At 42.7% G+C, this 20,000-nt stretch carries 3 protein-coding genes, 13 tRNA genes and 8 rRNA genes; 1 reads left to right on the forward strand and 23 read right to left on the reverse strand.

Going from position 1 to position 20,000, the window contains the following annotated elements; genetic code table 11:
* Positions 1-68 precede the first annotated feature (68 nt).
* The 21 genes from JJC01_00005 to JJC01_00105 form a co-directional block, all read right to left on the reverse strand.
* Positions 69-142 (reverse strand) — tRNA-Arg (locus JJC01_00005).
* A 9-nt stretch (positions 143-151) separates the two neighbouring features.
* Positions 152-226 (reverse strand) — tRNA-Gly (locus tag JJC01_00010).
* A gap of 10 nt (positions 227-236) precedes the next feature.
* Positions 237-313: transfer RNA gene (locus JJC01_00015), tRNA-Asp, on the reverse strand.
* A gap of 5 nt (positions 314-318) precedes the next feature.
* Positions 319-394, reverse strand: a tRNA-Val gene (locus JJC01_00020).
* A 6-nt stretch (positions 395-400) separates the two neighbouring features.
* Positions 401-474 (reverse strand) — tRNA-Gly (locus JJC01_00025).
* Between the two features lie 16 nt (positions 475-490).
* A tRNA-Glu gene (locus tag JJC01_00030) sits at positions 491-565 on the reverse strand.
* Positions 566-572: 7 nt separating this feature from the next.
* Positions 573-648: transfer RNA gene (locus tag JJC01_00035), tRNA-Met, on the reverse strand.
* A gap of 15 nt (positions 649-663) precedes the next feature.
* Positions 664-749, reverse strand: a tRNA-Leu gene (locus JJC01_00040).
* Between the two features lie 5 nt (positions 750-754).
* Positions 755-829: transfer RNA gene (locus JJC01_00045), tRNA-Asn, on the reverse strand.
* A 7-nt stretch (positions 830-836) separates the two neighbouring features.
* Positions 837-953: ribosomal RNA gene (rrf, locus tag JJC01_00050) — 5S ribosomal RNA — on the reverse strand.
* Positions 954-1,067: 114 nt separating this feature from the next.
* Positions 1,068-3,962: ribosomal RNA gene (locus JJC01_00055) — 23S ribosomal RNA — on the reverse strand.
* A gap of 312 nt (positions 3,963-4,274) precedes the next feature.
* A tRNA-Ala gene (locus JJC01_00060) sits at positions 4,275-4,350 on the reverse strand.
* A gap of 55 nt (positions 4,351-4,405) precedes the next feature.
* Positions 4,406-5,906: ribosomal RNA gene (locus JJC01_00065) — 16S ribosomal RNA — on the reverse strand.
* A gap of 110 nt (positions 5,907-6,016) precedes the next feature.
* A tRNA-Ile gene (locus JJC01_00070) sits at positions 6,017-6,093 on the reverse strand.
* A 9-nt stretch (positions 6,094-6,102) separates the two neighbouring features.
* Positions 6,103-6,191 (reverse strand) — tRNA-Leu (locus JJC01_00075).
* Between the two features lie 5 nt (positions 6,192-6,196).
* Positions 6,197-6,313: ribosomal RNA gene (gene rrf, locus JJC01_00080) — 5S ribosomal RNA — on the reverse strand.
* Positions 6,314-6,514: 201 nt separating this feature from the next.
* Positions 6,515-9,412 (reverse strand): 23S ribosomal RNA (locus tag JJC01_00085).
* A 312-nt stretch (positions 9,413-9,724) separates the two neighbouring features.
* A tRNA-Ala gene (locus JJC01_00090) sits at positions 9,725-9,800 on the reverse strand.
* Positions 9,801-9,855: 55 nt separating this feature from the next.
* Positions 9,856-11,355: ribosomal RNA gene (locus tag JJC01_00095) — 16S ribosomal RNA — on the reverse strand.
* Together the 16S, 23S and 5S rRNA genes with 13 tRNA genes alongside form the textbook arrangement of a ribosomal RNA operon.
* Before the next feature lie 810 nt (positions 11,356-12,165).
* Positions 12,166-12,705, reverse strand: a complete 540-nt coding sequence (gene nrdG, locus JJC01_00100) for an anaerobic ribonucleoside-triphosphate reductase activating protein (protein UDN58386.1) — start codon at positions 12,703-12,705, stop codon at positions 12,166-12,168.
* Between the two features lie 21 nt (positions 12,706-12,726).
* On the reverse strand, positions 12,727-15,078 hold the full coding sequence (locus JJC01_00105; protein ID UDN58387.1) for an anaerobic ribonucleoside triphosphate reductase: 2,352 nt from the start codon (positions 15,076-15,078) through the stop codon (positions 12,727-12,729).
* A gap of 372 nt (positions 15,079-15,450) precedes the next feature.
* Between JJC01_00105 and JJC01_00110 the strand changes: the two genes are divergently transcribed.
* Complete coding sequence (locus JJC01_00110; GenBank protein UDN58388.1) at positions 15,451-16,635, forward strand: pyridoxal phosphate-dependent aminotransferase; 1,185 nt, start codon at positions 15,451-15,453, stop codon at positions 16,633-16,635.
* Positions 16,636-16,843: 208 nt separating this feature from the next.
* On the opposite strand, the gene rrf (JJC01_00115) is transcribed toward JJC01_00110, so the two are convergent.
* Positions 16,844-16,960, reverse strand: a 5S ribosomal RNA gene (gene rrf / locus JJC01_00115).
* Between the two features lie 113 nt (positions 16,961-17,073).
* Positions 17,074-19,971: ribosomal RNA gene (locus JJC01_00120) — 23S ribosomal RNA — on the reverse strand.
* Between the last annotated feature and the right edge of the window lie 29 nt (positions 19,972-20,000).

Here is a 20,000-nt window from a genome sequence, read left to right on the forward strand (position 1 = left end):
CATGCATGTATCCTGTGTCTTTTTAAACAATATAAAAGTTTACTATAAATATAGTAAACTTTTCTTAATGAGCGCACAGGGATTCGAACCCCGGACACACGCCTTAGAAGGGCGTTGCTCTATCCAGCTGAGCTATGCACCCAAATCATTATGGAGCGGGAAACGAGATTCGAACTCGCGACTTCAACCTTGGCAAGGTTGCGCTCTACCACTGAACTATTCCCGCTTATTTAATTTGGCGACCTGGAAGGGGTTCGAACCCTCGACCTCCAGCGTGACAGGCTGGCATTCTAACCAACTGAACTACCAGGCCGCAAATGGTGGGACCAGCAGGGCTCGAACCTGCGACCCCCTGCTTGTAAGGCAGGTGCTCTCCCAGCTGAGCTATGATCCCATTTTTTGGAGCGGGTGAAGGGGATCGAACCCTCACAGCTGGCTTGGAAGGCCAGAACTCTACCATTGAGCTACACCCGCTTATTTAATTGTTTTTTGGTGACTCGTAGGGGAATTGAACCCCTGTTACCGCCGTGAAAGGGCGGTGTCTTAACCTCTTGACCAACGAGCCATTTTAATGGTTGCGGAGGCAGGACTCGAACCTACGACCTTCGGGTTATGAGCCCGACGAGCTGCCAACTGCTCCACTCCGCGATATTGTTTTATAAGTGCCGAAGACCGGAATCGAACCGGTACGAGAGGTAAGTCCCGCAGGATTTTAAGTCCTGTGCGTCTGCCAGTTCCGCCACTTCGGCTTTTTTGGCTCCAAGGGTGGGGCTCGAACCCACAGCCTACCGGTTAACAGCCGGTTGCTCCACCGTTGAGCTACCTTGGAATATTCAACGTGGCTACGTCCTACTCTCCCAGGCAGTTTCCCACCAAGTACCATCAGCGCTAGAGAGCTTAACTTCTGTGTTCGGAATGGGAACAGGTGTATCCTCTCTGCTATTGTAACCACATAATCTTTATGCTTAATATTACTATTAAGTTATTGAAACTAGTAAAACTAGATTCTTTAGAGTTAACACTCTAAAAACTACATATATATTTTAATCAATGAACATCAAATAGTATTGGTCAAGTCCTCGACCTATTAGTATCGATAAGCTAAATACATTGCTGCACTTACACCTTCGACCTATCAACCAGATAGTCTTTCTGGGGTCTTACCCTTGCGGTGGGAAATCTTATCTTGAAGTTGGCTTCGCGCTTAGATGCTTTCAGCGCTTATCCATTCCGTACATAGCTACCCAGCCATGCCCTTGGCAGAACAACTGGTACACCAGAGGTACGTCCATCCCGGTCCTCTCGTACTAAGGACAGGTCTCCTCAAATTTCCTACGCCTGCGACGGATAGGGACCGAACTGTCTCACGACGTTCTGAACCCAGCTCGCGTACCACTTTAATGGGCGAACAGCCCAACCCTTGGGACCTACTACAGCCCCAGGATGTGATGAGCCGACATCGAGGTGCCAAACCTCCCCGTCGATGTGGACTCTTGGGGAGATAAGCCTGTTATCCCCAGGGTAGCTTTTATCCGTTGAGCGATGGCCCTTCCACGCAGAACCACCGGATCACTAAGTCCGATTTTCATCCTTGCTCGACCTGTATGTCTTGCAATCAAGCTCTCTTTTGCCTTTACACTCTACGTACGATTTCCGACCGTACTGAGAGAACCTTTGAGCGCCTCCGTTACCTTTTGGGAGGCGACCGCCCCAGTCAAACTGCCCACCTGACAGTGTCCCAAGACCAGATTCATGGCCTATGGTTAGAGTCCCAGTACTACAAGGGTGGTATCCCAAGGATGGCTCCGCCAAAACTGGCGTCCTGGTTTCAAAGCCTCCCACCTATCCTGTACATGTAGTACCAAGACCCAATGTCAAGCTACAGTAAAGCTCCATGGGGTCTTTCCGTCCTGTCGCAGGTATCCGGCATCTTCACCGGAATTACAATTTCACCGAGTCTGTTGTTGAGACAGTGCCCAAATCGTTACGCCTTTCGTGCGGGTCGGAACTTACCCGACAAGGAATTTCGCTACCTTAGGACCGTTATAGTTACGGCCGCCGTTTACTGGGGCTTAAGTTCACTGCTTCGATTACTCTAACAGATCCCCTTAACCTTCCAGCACCGGGCAGGCGTCAGCTCCTATACATCGTCTTGCGACTTAGCAGAAACCTATGTTTTTGGTAAACAGTCGCTTGGGCCTATTCTCTGCGGCCACCGTATGGTGGCACCCTTATCCCTAAGTTACGGGGTCATTTTGCCGAGTTCCTTAACAACAGTTCTCTCGCGGGCCTTAGGATACTCTCCTCACCCACCTGTGTCGGTTTGCGGTACGGGTACCTTTAACCTCGATAGAGACTTTTCTTGACAGTGTGAAATCAGCTACTTCGCTACTAAATTTCGCTCCCCATCACATCCCAGCATTATCAAAGCGGATTTACCTACTCTGACTGCCTCAATGCTTGGGCACACATAACCAACAGTGTGCTTAGCTTATCCTACTGTGTCATCCCATCTCTCAAACGGTTATCGGTAGTACAGGAATATCAACCTGTTGTCCATCACCTACGCCTTTCGGCCTCAGCTTAGGTCCCGACTAACCCAGGGCGGACGAACCTTCCCCTGGAAACCTTGGGTTTACGGCCTGTGGGATTCTCACCCACATCTCGCTACTCATGCCAACATTCTCACTCCCATACTGTCCACATGTCCTTACGGTCATGCTTCAACCCGTATGGGAAGCTCCCTACCCATCATTACTGATGCCGTAGCTTCGGTAGTAAGTTTTAGCCCCGGAAATCTTCGGCGCAGGATCACTCGACCAGTGAGCTATTACGCACTCTTTGAATGAGTGGCTGCTTCTAAGCCAACATCCTGGTTGTCTGTGCAATCCCACATCCTTTACCACTTAACTTACATTTAGGGACCTTAGCTGACGATCTGGGCTGTTGCCCTTTCGACTATGAATCTTATCACCCACAGTCTGACTCCCAAGTATAAGATGACGGCATTCGGAGTTTGATAGTCTTCGGTAGGTGCAATACCCCCTAGGACATTCAGTGCTCTACCTCCGTATCTCTCACCTTGAGGCTAGCCCTAAAGCTATTTCGGGGAGAACCAGCTATCTCCGGGCTCGATTGGAATTTCACCGCTACCCACAAGTCATCCCCGAGCTTTTCAACGCTCGTGGGTTCGGACCTCCACGAAATTTTACTTTCGCTTCATCCTGCTCATGGGTAGGTCGCCCGGTTTCGGGTCTACGTCAAGTAACTGAACGCTCAGTTAAAACTCGCTTTCGCTACGGCTCCACACCTTAAGTGCTTAACCTTGCTACTTAACGTAACTCGTTGGCCCGTTCTACAAAAGTACGCGGTCACACAAGAAATGTGCTTCCACAGCTTGTAAGTGCAGGGTTTCAGGTTCTATTTCACTCCCCTCCCGGGGTTCTTTTCACCTTTCCCTCACGGTACTATACGCTATCGGTCACTAGGTAGTATTTAGCCTTGGAGGGTGGTCCCTCCTGCTTCCCACAGGGTTTCACGTGTCCCGTGGTACTCTGGATCATATCTGAAGTTTTCTCGTTTGACATACAGGACTATTACCTTCTGTGGTGGGTCTTTCCAAACCTCTTCAATTACGATACCTCTTCGTTTAAGATATGTCCGCAACCCCAATAAAGAAAACTTTATTGGTTTGGGCTATTCCGCGTTCGCTCGCCGCTACTTACGGAATCGAATTTCTTTCTCTTCCTTCAGGTACTTAGATGTTTCAGTTCCCTGAGTTCCCCTCATTAAGCTATGTATTCACTTAATGATACTTAGACATTACTCTAAGTGAGTTTCCTCATTCGGAAATCTTCGGATCAAAGTTTACGTGCAACTCCCCGAAGCTTATCGCAGCTTATCACGTCCTTCATCGGCTCCTAGTGCCAAGGCATCCGCCCTGCACCCTTAATAACTTGACCAGTTAAAAAGGTTTGATAGATTAGAAGCTATCAACTTCGATAATTTTTAAAAGTTATCAGCTTTATATATTACAAATTAGATGTCATATCACTAAATATATATATGCAGTTTTCAAAGTGCTAACGCACAGCGCCAACGAATAAATCCCGTTGCTTAAAGTGCTAACGCACGTCGCCAACAAACAAACTTCACATGTGTTCAGTTTATTCTGTTGCTTAAAGTGCTAACGCACATAGCTTGTCTAAAGATAAGCTAAAAGTGCATGTAAGAGGCTACTAGATAAATCAAAGATTTAAGTAATATACTCTTAATGGTGGAGATGAGGAGAGTCGAACTCCTGACCCCTTGCTTGCAAGGCAAGTGCTCTCCCAACTGAGCTACACCCCCAAATATGAAGTTCATAAAGAACTTTCAAAATTAAACAGTAGGCAATTCTCCTTAGAAAGGAGGTGATCCAGCCGCACCTTCCGATACGGCTACCTTGTTACGACTTCACCCCAGTTATTGATTCCACCTTCGACGACTTCTTCCAAAAGGTTAGATAATCGGCTTCGGGCGTCTCCAACTCCCGTGGTGTGACGGGCGGTGTGTACAAGACCCGGGAACGCATTCACCGCAGCATTCTGATCTGCGATTACTAGTAACTCCAGCTTCATGTAGGCGAGTTTCAGCCTACAATCCGAACTGAGAGTAGCTTTAAGGGATTAGCTCCACCTTACGGCTTGGCAACCCTCTGTACTACCCATTGTAGCACGTGTGTAGCCCTAAGCATAAGGGGCATGATGATTTGACGTCATCCCCACCTTCCTCCAGGTTATCCCTGGCAGTCTCTCTAGAGTGCCCAACTTAATGATGGCAACTAAAGACAAGGGTTGCGCTCGTTGCGGGACTTAACCCAACATCTCACGACACGAGCTGACGACAACCATGCACCACCTGTCACCAATGTCCCCGAAGGGAACTCTCCGATTAAGGAGATGTCATTGGGATGTCAAGCTTAGGTAAGGTTCTTCGCGTTGCTTCGAATTAAACCACATGCTCCGCTACTTGTGCGGGTCCCCGTCAATTCCTTTGAGTTTCACTCTTGCGAGCGTACTTCCCAGGCGGAGTACTTAATGCGTTAGCTGCGGCACCGAGGGGGTAACCCCGACACCTAGTACTCATCGTTTACAGCGTGGACTACCAGGGTATCTAATCCTGTTTGCTCCCCACGCTTTCGTGCCTCAGCGTCAGTTACAGTCCAGAGAGCCGCCTTCGCAACTGGTGTTCCTCCTAATATCTACGCATTTCACCGCTACACTAGGAATTCCACTCTCCTCTCCTGCACTCAAGTCTCCCAGTTTCAAGAGCTTACTACGGTTGAGCCGTAGCCTTTCACTCCTGACTTGAAAGACCGCCTACGCACCCTTTACGCCCAGTAAATCCGGATAACGCTAGCCCCCTACGTATTACCGCGGCTGCTGGCACGTAGTTAGCCGGGGCTTCCTCCTCAAGTACCGTCATTATCTTCCTTGAGGACAGAGTTTTACGACCCGAAGGCCTTCATCACTCACGCGGCGTTGCTGCATCAGGCTTTCGCCCATTGTGCAATATTCCCCACTGCTGCCTCCCGTAGGAGTTTGGACCGTGTCTCAGTTCCAATGTGGCCGATCACCCTCTCAGGTCGGCTACTGATCGTCGCCTTGGTAAGCCGTTACCTTACCAACTAGCTAATCAGACGCGGGTCCATCCTGTACTGGCTCACCTTTGATATTCAAGAGATGCCTCTCAAATATATTATCCCGTATTAGCATACCTTTCGGTATGTTATCCGTGTGTACAGGGTAGGTTACCCACGCGTTACTCACCCGTCCGCCGCTCTTTACCGAAGTAAATCGCTCAACTTGCATGTGTTAGGCACGCCGCCAGCGTTCATCCTGAGCCAGGATCAAACTCTCAAATAAAAGTTTATCAGGCTCAGATACTATTGTTATCTAAATATCTGGCTTTATGGTTTGTTTCTTGTTTTATAAATTAACCTACTGTTTAATTTTCAAAGTTCTTTAAATTATTGTGGTGGGCCATCAGGGACTCGAACCCCAGACCTACCGGTTATGAGCCGGGCGCTCTAACCAACTGAGCTAATGGCCCACAATAATTTGGTGCCGAAGACCGGAATCGAACCGGTACGAGAGGTAAGTCCCGCAGGATTTTAAGTCCTGTGCGTCTGCCAGTTCCGCCACTTCGGCACATCACCTGGCTATGTCCTACTCTCCCAGGCAGTTTCCCACCAAGTACCATCAGCGCTAGAGAGCTTAACTTCTGTGTTCGGAATGGGAACAGGTGTATCCTCTCTGCTATTATAACCAGATTATTGTCTAAATTTTCATTTATCTTTTTTCTAAGACAAGTATTATAATAACATATTTGTCTTATTATGTCAATACTTTTTTCATTCGATTTTAAGCTTATAAAATTCTTAAAAATCTCTAATTATTGACAAATTTAAATACATAGAGTTAACACTCTAAAAACTACATATATATTTTAATTAATGAACATCAAATAAATATTGGTCAAGTCCTCGACCTATTAGTATCGATAAGCTAAATACATTGCTGCACTTACACCTTCGACCTATCAACCAGATAGTCTTTCTGGGGTCTTACCCTTGCGGTGGGAAATCTTATCTTGAAGTTGGCTTCGCGCTTAGATGCTTTCAGCGCTTATCCATTCCGTACATAGCTACCCAGCCATGCCCTTGGCAGAACAACTGGTACACCAGAGGTACGTCCATCCCGGTCCTCTCGTACTAAGGACAGGTCTCCTCAAATTTCCTACGCCTGCGACGGATAGGGACCGAACTGTCTCACGACGTTCTGAACCCAGCTCGCGTACCACTTTAATGGGCGAACAGCCCAACCCTTGGGACCTACTACAGCCCCAGGATGTGATGAGCCGACATCGAGGTGCCAAACCTCCCCGTCGATGTGGACTCTTGGGGGAGATAAGCCTGTTATCCCCAGGGTAGCTTTTATCCGTTGAGCGATGGCCCTTCCACGCAGAACCACCGGATCACTAAGTCCGATTTTCATCCTTGCTCGACCTGTATGTCTTGCAATCAAGCTCTCTTTTGCCTTTACACTCTACGTACGATTTCCGACCGTACTGAGAGAACCTTTGAGCGCCTCCGTTACCTTTTGGGAGGCGACCGCCCCAGTCAAACTGCCCACCTGACAGTGTCCCAAGACCAGATTCATGGCCTATGGTTAGAGTCCCAGTACTACAAGGGTGGTATCCCAAGGATGGCTCCGCCAAAACTGGCGTCCTGGTTTCAAAGCCTCCCACCTATCCTGTACATGTAGTACCAAGACCCAATGTCAAGCTACAGTAAAGCTCCATGGGGTCTTTCCGTCCTGTCGCAGGTATCCGGCATCTTCACCGGAATTACAATTTCACCGAGTCTGTTGTTGAGACAGTGCCCAAATCGTTACGCCTTTCGTGCGGGTCGGAACTTACCCGACAAGGAATTTCGCTACCTTAGGACCGTTATAGTTACGGCCGCCGTTTACTGGGGCTTAAGTTCACTGCTTCGATTACTCTAACAGATCCCCTTAACCTTCCAGCACCGGGCAGGCGTCAGCTCCTATACATCGTCTTGCGACTTAGCAGAAACCTATGTTTTTGGTAAACAGTCGCTTGGGCCTATTCTCTGCGGCCACCGTATGGTGGCACCCCTTATCCCTAAGTTACGGGGTCATTTTGCCGAGTTCCTTAACAACAGTTCTCTCGCGGGCCTTAGGATACTCTCCTCACCCACCTGTGTCGGTTTGCGGTACGGGTACCTTTAACCTCGATAGAGACTTTTCTTGACAGTGTGAAATCAGCTACTTCGCTACTAAATTTCGCTCCCCATCACATCCCAGCATTATCAAAGCGGATTTACCTACTCTGACTGCCTCAATGCTTGGGCACACATAACCAACAGTGTGCTTAGCTTATCCTACTGTGTCATCCCATCTCTCAAACGGTTATCGGTAGTACAGGAATATCAACCTGTTGTCCATCACCTACGCCTTTCGGCCTCAGCTTAGGTCCCGACTAACCCAGGGCGGACGAACCTTCCCCTGGAAACCTTGGGTTTACGGCCTGTGGGATTCTCACCCACATCTCGCTACTCATGCCAACATTCTCACTCCCATACTGTCCACATGTCCTTACGGTCATGCTTCAACCCGTATGGGAAGCTCCCTACCCATCATTACTGATGCCGTAGCTTCGGTAGTAAGTTTTAGCCCCGGAAATCTTCGGCGCAGGATCACTCGACCAGTGAGCTATTACGCACTCTTTGAATGAGTGGCTGCTTCTAAGCCAACATCCTGGTTGTCTGTGCAATCCCACATCCTTTACCACTTAACTTACATTTAGGGACCTTAGCTGACGATCTGGGCTGTTGCCCTTTCGACTATGAATCTTATCACCCACAGTCTGACTCCCAAGTATAAGATGACGGCATTCGGAGTTTGATAGTCTTCGGTAGGTGCAATACCCCCTAGGACATTCAGTGCTCTACCTCCGTATCTCTCACCTTGAGGCTAGCCCTAAAGCTATTTCGGGGAGAACCAGCTATCTCCGGGCTCGATTGGAATTTCACCGCTACCCACAAGTCATCCCCGAGCTTTTCAACGCTCGTGGGTTCGGACCTCCACGAAATTTTACTTTCGCTTCATCCTGCTCATGGGTAGGTCGCCCGGTTTCGGGTCTACGTCAAGTAACTGAACGCTCAGTTAAAACTCGCTTTCGCTACGGCTCCACACCTTAAGTGCTTAACCTTGCTACTTAACGTAACTCGTTGGCCCGTTCTACAAAAAGTACGCGGTCACACAAGAAATGTGCTTCCACAGCTTGTAAGTGCAGGGTTTCAGGTTCTATTTCACTCCCCTCCCGGGGTTCTTTTCACCTTTCCCTCACGGTACTATACGCTATCGGTCACTAGGTAGTATTTAGCCTTGGAGGGTGGTCCCTCCTGCTTCCCACAGGGTTTCACGTGTCCCGTGGTACTCTGGATCATATCTGAAGTTTTCTCGTTTGACATACAGGACTATTACCTTCTGTGGTGGGTCTTTCCAAACCTCTTCAATTACGATACCTCTTCGTTTAAGATATGTCCGCAACCCCAATAAAGAAAACTTTATTGGTTTGGGCTATTCCGCGTTCGCTCGCCGCTACTTACGGAATCGAATTTCTTTCTCTTCCTTCAGGTACTTAGATGTTTCAGTTCCCTGAGTTCCCCTCATTAAGCTATGTATTCACTTAATGATACTTAGACATTACTCTAAGTGAGTTTCCTCATTCGGAAATCTTCGGATCAAAGTTTACGTGCAACTCCCCGAAGCTTATCGCAGCTTATCACGTCCTTCATCGGCTCCTAGTGCCAAGGCATCCGCCCTGCACCCTTAATAACTTGACCAGTTAAAAAGGTTTGATAGATTAGAAGCTATCAACTTCGATAATTTTTAAAAGTTATCAGCTTTATATATTACAAATTAGATGTCATATCACTAAATATATATATGCAGTTTTCAAAGTGCTAACGCACAGCGCCAACGAATAAATCCCGTTGCTTAAAGTGCTAACGCACGTCGCCAACAAACAAACTTCACATGTGTTCAGTTTATTCTGTTGCTTAAAGTGCTAACGCACATAGCTTGTCTAAAGATAAGCTAAAAGTGCATGTAAGAGGCTACTAGATAAATCAAAGATTTAAGTAATATACTCTTAATGGTGGAGATGAGGAGAGTCGAACTCCTGACCCCTTGCTTGCAAGGCAAGTGCTCTCCCAACTGAGCTACACCCCCAAATATGAAGTTCATAAAGAACTTTCAAAATTAAACAGTAGGCAATTCTCCTTAGAAAGGAGGTGATCCAGCCGCACCTTCCGATACGGCTACCTTGTTACGACTTCACCCCAGTTATTGATTCCACCTTCGACGACTTCTTCCAAAAGGTTAGATAATCGGCTTCGGGCGTCTCCAACTCCCGTGGTGTGACGGGCGGTGTGTACAAGACCCGGGAACGCATTCACCGCAGCATTCTGATCTGCGATTACTAGTAACTCCAGCTTCATGTAGGCGAGTTTCAGCCTACAATCCGAACTGAGAGTAGCTTTAAGGGATTAGCTCCACCTTACGGCTTGGCAACCCTCTGTACTACCCATTGTAGCACGTGTGTAGCCCTAAGCATAAGGGGCATGATGATTTGACGTCATCCCCACCTTCCTCCAGGTTATCCCTGGCAGTCTCTCTAGAGTGCCCAACTTAATGATGGCAACTAAAGACAAGGGTTGCGCTCGTTGCGGGACTTAACCCAACATCTCACGACACGAGCTGACGACAACCATGCACCACCTGTCACCAATGTCCCCGAAGGGAACTCTCCGATTAAGGAGATGTCATTGGGATGTCAAGCTTAGGTAAGGTTCTTCGCGTTGCTTCGAATTAAACCACATGCTCCGCTACTTGTGCGGGTCCCCGTCAATTCCTTTGAGTTTCACTCTTGCGAGCGTACTTCCCAGGCGGAGTACTTAATGCGTTAGCTGCGGCACCGAGGGGGTAACCCCGACACCTAGTACTCATCGTTTACAGCGTGGACTACCAGGGTATCTAATCCTGTTTGCTCCCCACGCTTTCGTGCCTCAGCGTCAGTTACAGTCCAGAGAGCCGCCTTCGCAACTGGTGTTCCTCCTAATATCTACGCATTTCACCGCTACACTAGGAATTCCACTCTCCTCTCCTGCACTCAAGTCTCCCAGTTTCAAGAGCTTACTACGGTTGAGCCGTAGCCTTTCACTCCTGACTTGAAAGACCGCCTACGCACCCTTTACGCCCAGTAAATCCGGATAACGCTAGCCCCTACGTATTACCGCGGCTGCTGGCACGTAGTTAGCCGGGGCTTCCTCCTCAAGTACCGTCATTATCTTCCTTGAGGACAGAGTTTTACGACCCGAAGGCCTTCATCACTCACGCGGCGTTGCTGCATCAGGCTTTCGCCCATTGTGCAATATTCCCCACTGCTGCCTCCCGTAGGAGTTTGGACCGTGTCTCAGTTCCAATGTGGCCGATCACCCTCTCAGGTCGGCTACTGATCGTCGCCTTGGTAAGCCGTTACCTTACCAACTAGCTAATCAGACGCGGGTCCATCCTGTACTGGCTCACCTTTGATATTCAAGAGATGCCTCTCAAATATGTTATCCCGTATTAGCATACCTTTCGGTATGTTATCCGTGTGTACAGGGTAGGTTACCCACGCGTTACTCACCCGTCCGCCGCTCTTTACCGAAGTAAATCGCTCAACTTGCATGTGTTAGGCACGCCGCCAGCGTTCATCCTGAGCCAGGATCAAACTCTCAAATAAAAGTTTATCAGGCTCAGATACTATTGTTATCTAAATATCTGGCTTTATGGTTTGTTTCTTGTTTTATAAATTAACCTACTGTTTAATTTTCAAAGTTCTTTATGTTTATGTCCTTTTCTTGAGGACAAGTATTACTATACCAACTTTTTCTTTTAGAGTCAACAACTTTTTTTACTTTTTTTATTTTTAAATTATCACTTTACCTCTCTATTATAATATTATCCACATTATAAACAACTGATTCATATTGTTTTAACTTATTACATTAAATATTATCCACATTATAAACATATTTATCCACATATTACATAATTTATTATTTTTTGAATAAAGATAAATCCATATGTATAATCACTTCTCATTAGTCCATTTATCTATATGATACAATATGTTTACAACTTGAAAACCTTGGTTGAAAATGCTTACTTTAATAGCAGCATTATTTCCTCTCAAAAGCATTAATAATGATATTAGTAGTGATAATAGTACATGAGCATATAATTTTATTAAAGTATTTATCAACCCCTTACTACTTTACTTTGTAAATTTATATATTAACTAAAAACTTTCATAATCAAATTAAATACTTTAGTTTCATAGCCGAGTATCAATTAAACAATTTGTAAAACTTTCTTTTAAAAGAATATAAATCAAAACAAACTAATATATTATAAAACTAAAGCTATAAAAGCTACAATAGTCAGTCTAATATAAATACATTTTATATAATACATAATTAAAGAAAAACTTTTTACATAAAAATAGACGAAAGTAAATATGTTTTTACATTTACTTTCGTCTATTTATGTTCTATTCTGCTATAGATAAATCATCCTTCATATACTGCTCAATTAAAAATACTTTTTTATACTTTAAGCTCTTCTGAACATCAATTATTCTTTGATTTGATGAACCTCTAAATTTTAGACTTATATCTTTTTTTTCATCTACAAATCTTCCATCTACTAAAACATCAATCTGCTTTAATAGGTTCAAGTTTTTAAAATATGCACTATTTTTTTTATCTAGTAGTTGTTCAAATGTAAATCCTGTATAGGACCATACATCTAAGCCAGTCTTTTTGGCTTCTTTTGCTATTTCTTCTAATGGTTCTGGCTGTAAAAATGGCTCTCCACCTGATAGTGTAATACCTTTTTGTAATTTTAGTGACTTTATCTTATTTATAATTTCTTTTGTATCCATATAAAATCCACCACATAAATTATGTGTTTGAGGATTATGACATCCTTTACAATTATGAACACATCCTTGAGTCCATATTACCATTCTTAACCCTGGTCCATCAACTATACTGTCATGACTTATAGTAGATGACATTCTTATCTTCATAACTTATTCCTCCAAATAAAACTATCTATGTTTTACCCTATCTTTAACTTCCGCTTTTTTGGCATTATTAAATCTATCAACTGTACCAACTAAATATCCTGTTATTCGTCTGATTCTTTCAAATTTAATATCACTTTCGTCTTCATTTCTTCCACATACAGGACATATATTACTTGCTATTACTCCCGAGAAACCACATATAGGATCTCTATCTACAGGATGATTTATACTTCCGTATCCTATGCCCAAATCTTTCATTGCTTTTATGATAGTTTCAAAAGCTTCTAAGTTATCAGATGGATCTCCATCTAGTTCTACATATGTTATATGACCTGCATTAGTAAATTCATGATATGGAGCTTCTATCTCAATTTTGTCATATGCACTTATATTATAATAAACTGGAACATGGAATGAATTAGTATAATACTCTTTATCTGTAATACCTTTAATTTCTCCATATACTTTCTTATCTATTTTAGTAAATCTTCCTGAAAGACCTTCTGCTGGAGTACCCATTAAAGAGAAATTTAATTTATATTTGTCTGTAGCTTCATCCATTTTATGTCTCATATATGACACTATTTTTAGTCCTAATTCTTGAGCTTCCTTGCTTTCTCCATGATGTTTACCTGTAAGAGCAATAAGGCATTCTGCTAAACCTATAAACCCAATAGTCAATGTTCCTTGCTTTATTACTTCTTTTAATGTATCTTCTGGGCCCAAATCATCAGAATCTTTCCATACGCCTTGCCCCATTAAAAACGGAAAGTTTTTCATTTTTTTATTTCCTTGAACTTCAAGACGCTCTAATAATTGTTCTATAATTAAGTCTATTTTCTCATCTAGTTCTTTAAAAAATTCATCTAAATTAGTTTTCTCATTTTTTATAATTCCATGCTTTATACCTAATCTTGGAAGATTGACAGTAGTAAAAGATATATTTCCTCTGCCACTAACTGTTTCTGGCCCACATACATTACTAAGTACTCTTGTTCTACAACCCATATATGTAGCTTCTGTATCTGGATCTCCTGCTTTATAATATTTAGCATTAAAAGGAGCATCTAAAAAGCTAAAGTTAGGAAATAATCTTTTAGCTGATACCCTGCATGATAACTTAAATAAATCATAATTAGGATCTTCAGGATTTAAATTTACACCTTCTTTAACTTTAAATATCAATATTGGGAAAATTGGGGTCTCTCCATTACCTAAACCTCTTTCTTGTGATAATAATAGATTCTTAGTTACCATTCTTCCTTCTTCTGAAATATCTGTTCCAAAATTTACACTTGAAAATGGTACTTGTGCACCTGCTCTAGAATGCATTGTATTTAAGTTATGTATAAATGCTTCCATAGATTGATATGTTTTTTTATCAGTTTCTTTATATGACTCTTCAAATGCAAAGTTTTGCATGTTCTTTATAAGTTCTTCATCAATATTAAACATTTCTTTTAGTTTTTCTTTTTCAGAGTTTAAATACAATTCATCTTTTTTAAGACCAACTTTTTTATTTGTTTCTTTCTCTGTTCTATATACTATGTCCTTTATTGCTTCATTATTTTCAATTCCTTTAAATAATTTTAATGCTTTAGCTAAGTTTCCTATGTAGAATTTTTTAAATGTCTTATACACACCTTCAGACAAACCATAATCGAAAAATGGTATGCTTTGACCTCCATGTTGATCATTTTGATTACTTTGTATCGCAATTGCGGCTAGAGCTCCATAACTCATTATATCTTGTGGTTCTCTTAAGAAACCATGACCAGTTGAAAAACCATCCTCAAATAGTTTTTTAACATCTATCTGGCAACAAGTTAATGTCCCCATATTTAAAAAGTCCATGTCATGTATATGTATATCTCCATTATCATGTGCGAAAGAATGTTCTGGCTTTAATATATGAGTCTTGCAAAATTCTTTGGATACAGTACTTCCATATTGTAACATTGTTCCCATAGCTGTATTACCATTGATATTTGCATTTTCTCTTTTTATATCAGCATCTTCTGCATCCTCAAAGGTAATTTCTTCTATTGCCTTCATTAATCGTGTTTTTGAATTTCTTATTCTACTTCTTTCAGTTCTATATACTATGTACTCTTCACTAGTTTTTGCATGACCTGTTTCTATAAGAACCTTAACTACAGAATTTTGTATGTCTTCAACACTTGGAACTGATTCAGAATATTTATGATTTATCAACTTTATTACTTCCTGAGTTAGTTGCTCAGATAACTTATAATCAGGTACAATACCTTCTCTTTCTGCAACATTTGTTGCTGCTAAAAATATAGCCCTTGTTATTCTATCTTCATTAAATGGAATCACTCTTCCATCTCTCTTTTTTACAAACTCAACCAATTAAAAAAACCCCCTATTACTATATATTGTATTTTATTAATCTACATACCACTATATGTAGTATATTAAGTCTAAAAAAATCCCCTTCAACTAAGTTAAAGGGATTATCTTAATAATTACTATATTAAGATTACCAAATTTGTACATAATAGTCAAACTAACGCAAATCATTGCAAATACTATGTAGATATTTTGAACATCAGCGTTTGTAACAACTTTGGAAGTCAAAACTTTTTTCTCTTTTTTTTACACTAATTTTAGGCAAAAAATACTCATTTTCATATGTATTAATGTATATATCTACAAATTTCCTTATGTACATTTTTCAAATTTGTCGTATAATATAAATAATAATTTAAAAGGGGGCATTTTATGTTATCAAAAAGACTAAACTTTATAACTCCATCCTATACAATAGGTATTAGTTCAAAAGTTAAAGAAATGGAAAGTGACGGAATTAAAGTAATCAACCTTAGTATAGGAGAACCTGATTTTAATGTACCTAATGTTGCAAAATCTTACGGAATTGACTCTTTAAATAAAGATTGTACTAAATATGATTTAGTTCCTGGATTGAAAATACTTAGAGAAGAAATCTGTAAAAAACTTATTGAAGAAAATAACTGTAAATATTCAATAGATGAAATAGTTATATCAAGTGGAGCTAAAAATTCTATAACAAACACTTTACTAGCGTTAACAGATGAGGGAGATGAAGTGTTATTGCCAAAACCATATTGGGTTAGTTACCCTGAAATGGTTAAATTAGTTAATGCTGTTCCAATTTTTATTGATACCAGAAAAGAAAATGGATTCAAATTAACAAAAGAAGAACTTGAAAAATCTATAACAAGCAAAACAAAGATTCTTGTAATAAATAATCCTTCAAATCCTACTGGTAGTGTCTATACAAGAGATGAGCTAATTGAAATCGTAAAAGTGTGTATACAGAACAAAATATATATTTTGGCAGATGAAATATATGAAAAAATATGTTACACTGGAAATTTCACATCAGTTGCTTCATTAAACGAAGAAGCAAAAGATATAACTATAACTATAAATGGTTTTTCTAAATCAGCTGCTATGACTGGATTAAGATTAGGCTATACTGCTTCTAATAAAACCATAGCTAAAGCAATGAGTTCCATACAAGGACATCTTATATCACATCCAAGCTTAACATCACAATACATAGCATATGGAGCCTTAAAAGATTGTTCAACTGATATAGATGATATGGTGGAAACATATAAATCTAGAAGAGATTTAATCACATCTAAATTAGATTCTATCGAAAATGTAGATTACGTAAATCCAGATGGTGCGTTTTATGCTTTTATAGACCTTTCTAAGATAGCTGAAAACTTTAAATATAAAGATAGTTTTTCTATAGAATTTTGTAATCAGTTTTTAGAAGAATACAATGTAGCAGTTGTTCCTGGCATAGCATTTGGTATGGATAAATATATTCGTATATCTTATGCTTGTAATGAGAATACTTTCTTGGCTGGATTAGATAAATTAAAAGAATTTGTATCTAAGATAATGGCATAATAATTTTAATCAAACAATTTTTAAATATAAGATATTAGATGATAAATTAATAGATTGTGTATCTATATAATATATTTAACATCGTAATTAAAAACTTAAATAAAATAAAAACCTATTGATTTTCATACCAATAGGTTTTTATTTTATTTGTTATATTAAGCTAGAATTTTATTTTAAATTTTAACTCAATATAACAAATAAAAAAATTACGTGGCTACGTCCTACTCTCCCAGGCAGTTTCCCACCAAGTACCATCAGCGCTAGAGAGCTTAACTTCTGTGTTCGGAATGGGAACAGGTGTATCCTCTCTGCTATTGTAACCACATAATCTTTATGCTTAATATTACTATTAAGTTATTGAAACTAGTAAACTAGATTCTTTAGAGTTAACACTCTAAAAACTACATATATATTTTAATCAATGAACATCAAATAATATTGGTCAAGTCCTCGACCTATTAGTATCGATAAGCTAAATACATTGCTGCACTTACACCTTCGACCTATCAACCAGATAGTCTTTCTGGGGTCTTACCCTTGCGGTGGGAAATCTTATCTTGAAGTTGGCTTCGCGCTTAGATGCTTTCAGCGCTTATCCATTCCGTACATAGCTACCCAGCCATGCCCTTGGCAGAACAACTGGTACACCAGAGGTACGTCCATCCCGGTCCTCTCGTACTAAGGACAGGTCTCCTCAAATTTCCTACGCCTGCGACGGATAGGGACCGAACTGTCTCACGACGTTCTGAACCCAGCTCGCGTACCACTTTAATGGGCGAACAGCCCAACCCTTGGGACCTACTACAGCCCCAGGATGTGATGAGCCGACATCGAGGTGCCAAACCTCCCCGTCGATGTGGACTCTTGGGGAGATAAGCCTGTTATCCCCAGGGTAGCTTTTATCCGTTGAGCGATGGCCCTTCCACACAGAACCACCGGATCACTAAGTCCGATTTTCATCCTTGCTCGACCTGTATGTCTTGCAATCAAGCTCTCTTTTGCCTTTACACTCTACGTACGATTTCCGACCGTACTGAGAGAACCTTTGAGCGCCTCCGTTACCTTTTGGGAGGCGACCGCCCCAGTCAAACTGCCCACCTGACAGTGTCCCAAGACCAGATTCATGGCCTATGGTTAGAGTCCCAGTACTACAAGGGTGGTATCCCAAGGATGGCTCCGCCAAAACTGGCGTCCTGGTTTCAAAGCCTCCCACCTATCCTGTACATGTAGTACCAAGACCCAATGTCAAGCTACAGTAAAGCTCCATGGGGTCTTTCCGTCCTGTCGCAGGTATCCGGCATCTTCACCGGAATTACAATTTCACCGAGTCTGTTGTTGAGACAGTGCCCAAATCGTTACGCCTTTCGTGCGGGTCGGAACTTACCCGACAAGGAATTTCGCTACCTTAGGACCGTTATAGTTACGGCCGCCGTTTACTGGGGCTTAAGTTCACTGCTTCGATTACTCTAACAGATCCCCTTAACCTTCCAGCACCGGGCAGGCGTCAGCTCCTATACATCGTCTTGCGACTTAGCAGAAACCTATGTTTTTGGTAAACAGTCGCTTGGGCCTATTCTCTGCGGCCACCGTATGGTGGCACCCCTTATCCCTAAGTTACGGGGTCATTTTGCCGAGTTCCTTAACAACAGTTCTCTCGCGGGCCTTAGGATACTCTCCTCACCCACCTGTGTCGGTTTGCGGTACGGGTACCTTTAACCTCGATAGAGACTTTTCTTGACAGTGTGAAATCAGCTACTTCGCTACTAAATTTCGCTCCCCATCACATCCCAGCATTATCAAAGCGGATTTACCTACTCTGACTGCCTCAATGCTTGGGCACACATAACCAACAGTGTGCTTAGCTTATCCTACTGTGTCATCCCATCTCTCAAACGGTTATCGGTAGTACAGGAATATCAACCTGTTGTCCATCACCTACGCCTTTCGGCCTCAGCTTAGGTCCCGACTAACCCAGGGCGGACGAACCTTCCCCTGGAAACCTTGGGTTTACGGCCTGTGGGATTCTCACCCACATCTCGCTACTCATGCCAACATTCTCACTCCCATACTGTCCACATGTCCTTACGGTCATGCTTCAACCCGTATGGGAAGCTCCCCTACCCATCATTACTGATGCCGTAGCTTCGGTAGTAAGTTTTAGCCCCGGAAATCTTCGGCGCAGGATCACTCGACCAGTGAGCTATTACGCACTCTTTGAATGAGTGGCTGCTTCTAAGCCAACATCCTGGTTGTCTGTGCAATCCCACATCCTTTACCACTTAACTTACATTTAGGGACCTTAGCTGACGATCTGGGCTGTTGCCCTTTCGACTATGAATCTTATCACCCACAGTCTGACTCCCAAGTATAAGATGACGGCATTCGGAGTTTGATAGTCTTCGGTAGGTGCAATACCCCCTAGGACATTCAGTGCTCTACCTCCGTATCTCTCACCTTGAGGCTAGCCCTAAAGCTATTTCGGGGAGAACCAGCTATCTCCGGGCTCGATTGGAATTTCACCGCTACCCACAAGTCATCCCCGAGCTTTTCAACGCTCGTGGGTTCGGACCTCCACGAAATTTTACTTTCGCTTCATCCTGCTCATGGGTAGGTCGCCCGGTTTCGGGTCTACGTCAAGTAACTGAACGCTCAGTTAAAACTCGCTTTCGCTACGGCTCCACACCTTAAGTGCTTAACCTTGCTACTTAACGTAACTCGTTGGCCCGTTCTACAAAAAGTACGCGGTCACACAAGAAATGTACTTCCACAGCTTGTAAGTGCAGGGTTTCAGGTTCTATTTCACTCCCCTCCCGGGGTTCTTTTCACCTTTCCCTCACGGTACTATACGCTATCGGTCACTAGGTAGTATTTAGCCTTGGAGGGTGGTCCCTCCTGCTTCCCACAGGGTTTCACGTGTCCCGTGGTACTCTGGATCATATCTGAAGTTTTCTCGTTTGACATACAGGACTATTACCTTCTGTGGTGGGTCTTTCCAAACCTCTTCAATTACGATACCTCTTCGTTTAAGATATGTCCGCAACCCCAATAAAGAAAACTTTATTGGTTTGGGCTATTCCGCGTTCGCTCGCCGCTACTTACGGAATCGAATTTCTTTCTCTTCCTTCAGGTACTTAGATGTTTCAGTTCCCTGAGTTCCCCTCATTAAGCTATGTATTCACTTAATGATACTTAGACATTACTCTAAGTGAGTTTCCTCATTCGGAAATCTTCGGATCAAAGTTTACGTGCAACTCCCCGAAGCTTATCGCAGCTTATCGCGTCCTTCATCGGCTCCTAGTGCCAAGGCATCCGCCCTGCACCCTTAATAACTTGACCAGTTAAAAGGTTTGATAGATTAGAAGCTA

The organism is Clostridioides sp. ES-S-0010-02, from assembly GCA_020641055.1.
In the GTDB taxonomy this organism is placed as follows: Bacteria; Bacillota; Clostridia; order Peptostreptococcales; family Peptostreptococcaceae; genus Clostridioides.